A 3,623-nucleotide genomic window follows, 5' to 3' on the forward strand; every position below is an offset into this window, starting at 1 on the left:
CATTGCCACGTTGGCGCGGCATACAGTGTTCGATCTGTTGATATTGGCTTTCGGTGATTTACATCACCGCATTATATCAAATAGTGTTAACAGGCCCTAGTTGATCCTTAACAACCAAATATATTTTAGATTACACTTGCATTTTATTAGTATATCTATATAATGCGAACAATTCTCATTATCATTTATATATTCATATGAACACTCAAACGCTAACACAATCAATGGCACATAATTTGTATCAATCTGAACTAACAAATTTAAATGCACTGATAGATAGCAACTCCTTATTTAAAAATGGTGATATTGTATTTATATTGCACAAAGGTGAGCAGTACACGTTACGCCGCACGCGAAACGGCAAGTTAATCCTCAACAAATAGTGGATTATGAGCTTATATCATGTATATTAATACTTGTAGCTATTAACGATTCATATACGAAAATCACTTTGAACCGTAGTGAAGGTAAGCAGATACATGACATGGATTCATAACAAGAATTACTCAGTAATAACAATTGCCTGCAGCATAGTAGCGATGGCAAGGAACAAATAATTTAACAGTAATACTGAGCAATATCTTTTCAAATGAATTCAGCCCAAGTAAAACTATTTGTCTTAGGAGCTAAAAATGAAAGGTAATGTAGATATCATTCGCTGGCTAAATCAGCAGTTACAACACGAATTAACAGCCATTAACCAATATTTTCTGCATGCCCGGATGTACAAGAATTGGGGGTTCAACAGTCTAGGAAAACACGAATTTGAAGAATCATGTGAAGAGATGAAGCACGCTGATCTTCTGATTGAAAGAATCCTGTTTCTGGAAGGCTTACCCAATCTACAAGATCTAGGAAAGTTGATGATTGGTGAAACTGTTGAGGAATGTATCGCTTGTGATCTAAAGCTTGAATTTACATCACGGGAAACTCTGCTGGCTGCGATAGCAGCTTGTGAATCAAGTCAGGACTTTGCATCACGAGAAATCTTTGAGCATATTCTTGAGGATACCGAAGAGCATATCGATTGGTTGGAAAACCAACTCGGTGTCATGCAAAAAGTCGGCATCCATAACTGGCTACAAAGCCAGATTTAGCGTTTTCAATACTGCTGGAGTTCCTCTTCCTTCTCCAGCAGTACATTTAGCCAGCCAACCTGTTTTTTTAGGTCAGCCAGCCATTTTTTTACTTGCTGATGATTTTTTAAAGAGGATTCTTTTATGAAATTTCTAAAGAAGCAGGCTGCTATGACTACATCATGCACAATCTTCCACTATCACTATCCCATTCCTTCATATGCAGAAACTTCTTCAAGGTGTGAAGATGGTTTACACAAATTTATAAAATATGCTCATTTTCTGAAGCAAAACTTGATGCTTCTCAAACAAAAAATTATCAAAGAGCAATCCTCTGCAACCAAAGATTCTCGTATCGTTAATTGGGCACCCTTGATTAAAGCATCTTCTTCAATTGAAATTATTGGTGACACAAACCATGATAGCCAAACCGGAACGTATTATAACAATTCATTAAATGGAAAAACTATTCTATGTGTGGGCGGCAAAATCAAACTTTATCCAGAATATAATCAGATAGTAAAAAACTCTGGCGGTACATTCATATCATTTCATGGTGATTTAAATGACTCATTGGATAATTTATTTCTACTCATGGAAAAAACAGCCGATATGATTATTTGCCCAGTCGATTGTGTTAACCATACAGTATTCCAAACCATCAAATATTACTGCAAGTCGTCTGGCAAACCATGTGTCTTACTAGATCGTTCAGCGATTAATAGTTTCATAATGGGTGTCCGTATGCTAGCCCTAATGATGGCAGAGAAAACTGATAAAATTAGGCATTAGCCCAATTAATTCGCATATTACATCTTTGACAGTTTAAATTTACGTGCATAAGAGGAATATTGGCAGAAAACTCCAGCTGAAACCAGTAATATTGACATCAACAGTAATCCAAACCGAATGCGCCACACCGATACGTTGCTAAGTTTCCCCGTATCCTCTTTGATGATGAAGATGAGCAAATGAACTTACTGGATTGGCAAAGCAATATGAAATAACGGCATGATAGATAAGCTTTAAATTTCCGAATAAGTTCTAGCTAGCCTAATAAAAAGGCACAAATTAATTTGTGCCTTTTACTATTGCCAATACAGCGAACTGAAACTTTCTTCAGCAGCGCTTTATCCCTCAGTTTTACGTTTACGCATCATCATAAAAGCCGCAGCTCCTGCGATCAGCACTACTATTGGGACGATGATCACGACCTTCGATATCGGACGACCTTCCCCTACTGAAAATGGAAATCTCGATACATAATTCTGTGCACCTCCCGTTACCGTCACCAGACCTACAAACTTACCCTTTTCCGGAAAAACATGCTCCACTGTAATCGATGCCGAGGGATATATTTTAGGCTGCAAGTGATATACCGTGATTTCGTCCAGATTTTCTTCTGAGCCCGTATCTCTAATTATCCTCACCTCTGTCGTCAATGGACGCAGCTCCTCCTGAATATAATCCAGCGCTATCACGGTCTTACCTACTTCCGGTATATCTTCACAAAACTCCTCTTCCTGCGATAACGGTTGATAACCCGTAAAATGCATCCGATATGGTCCAATTGTTAATATACACATATCATCCGCTAAAGCCAGCCCACCATGCGCTTGTACTTGTGCTGCAATCAGCATGCTCATCGCGAGAGATGCTGTCAATAATACTTGTTTCATTTTTATTAATCTTGCTAACATTTAAAATTTCCCTGTATCGATAAATGGTTGTTGCTAAGTTCTCTTAATGTTGAATTGTCGATGTTATTTAGCTTGGCTTTGCGCGACGCGATGCCAGCCAATTTTTGAAGCGCCTTGATCTAAGCAGCTTGTATACCAGTATCGTGGCCAACAACAAACCCACTGCAGGTCCTACAGTAGCTCTGAATACATTCGCATAATTGACCATTTCCACTCGCAGGTGGTACTCATAGCTCAATGGTGGCAAGCCTTCGGCTGTAATCAGTACCAAATACTTCCCCTGATCCAATACATTTTGTGTGCTAATAACACCGTCTTCATATAATGCAGGCCGCAGGCTGGTAATTGCTTCGCCTTCGGCTGCATTGCTGCCTTTTATTATCTTTACTCCAACCGGCATATCTCGCAACTCAGGATCAACCAAATCTATAACAAGTATGGCATTGCCAGCTTTAGGTATATCTGTACAATAATGGCCCTCCTTATCAATCTGGGGCTGATAAGTGCTGAGGTGAATCATGTTCTCCCCGATCCGACGCATACAATTATCATCTTCCATGGCTACCTTGCCATGCGCGCCAACTGTACTTGTGTAAAGCGCCGCCATAACAAGTATAAAGACTGCAATCCCTGGTTGTATTATTTGTCTGACCACGACAAATCCTCCTCTTGGGTAAGCGTCTCTAATTTTTCCAGTTCTATTATCCGCATTCTCTTGTGGTACCTTAAAATTTCACTCTGTTCTTACTTATAAAAAAACCGGTACACCGGCTGTCTTCCGACAGTGGTGTACCGGTGTATTTTGATGCTATACCAGCTTATAGCTTGGTAAAGACTGGAATTACCG

The 3,623-nt window shown here is 39.3% G+C and carries 5 protein-coding genes; 3 read left to right on the top strand and 2 right to left on the bottom strand.

Features of this window, described 5'->3' with window-relative positions:
• Nucleotides 1-224: 224 nt before the first annotated feature.
• The 3 genes from hemP to C4S39_RS14875 all read left to right on the top strand — a co-directional run bounded on the left by hemP (nucleotide 225) and on the right by C4S39_RS14875 (nucleotide 1,868).
• A complete protein-coding gene (gene hemP, locus C4S39_RS14865) occupies nucleotides 225-383 on the top strand; it encodes a hemin uptake protein HemP (protein WP_258039473.1) in 159 nt (52 codons plus the stop codon).
• Between the two features lie 249 nt (nucleotides 384-632).
• A complete protein-coding gene (gene bfr, locus C4S39_RS14870; protein ID WP_103967709.1) occupies nucleotides 633-1,097 on the top strand; it encodes a bacterioferritin in 465 nt (154 codons plus the stop codon).
• Between the two features lie 123 nt (nucleotides 1,098-1,220).
• Nucleotides 1,221-1,868 carry a DUF2325 domain-containing protein gene (locus tag C4S39_RS14875; protein WP_103967710.1) on the top strand — a complete coding sequence of 216 codons (648 nt, stop codon included), beginning with the start codon at nucleotides 1,221-1,223 and terminating at the stop codon, nucleotides 1,866-1,868.
• Between the two features lie 338 nt (nucleotides 1,869-2,206).
• On the opposite strand, the gene C4S39_RS14880 is transcribed toward C4S39_RS14875, so the two are convergent.
• Entirely contained in the window at nucleotides 2,207-2,776 is a 570-nt protein-coding gene (locus C4S39_RS14880; protein WP_103967711.1) for a hypothetical protein, read from the bottom strand.
• 67 nt (nucleotides 2,777-2,843) lie between these two features.
• Nucleotides 2,844-3,431: a hypothetical protein gene (locus C4S39_RS14885; RefSeq protein WP_103967712.1), complete on the bottom strand. Its 588-nt coding sequence runs from the start codon at nucleotides 3,429-3,431 to the stop codon at nucleotides 2,844-2,846.
• Nucleotides 3,432-3,623 lie beyond the last annotated feature (192 nt).

Source organism: Nitrosomonas ureae (genome assembly GCF_900108305.1).
Taxonomy (GTDB): domain Bacteria; phylum Pseudomonadota; class Gammaproteobacteria; order Burkholderiales; family Nitrosomonadaceae; genus Nitrosomonas; species Nitrosomonas ureae_B.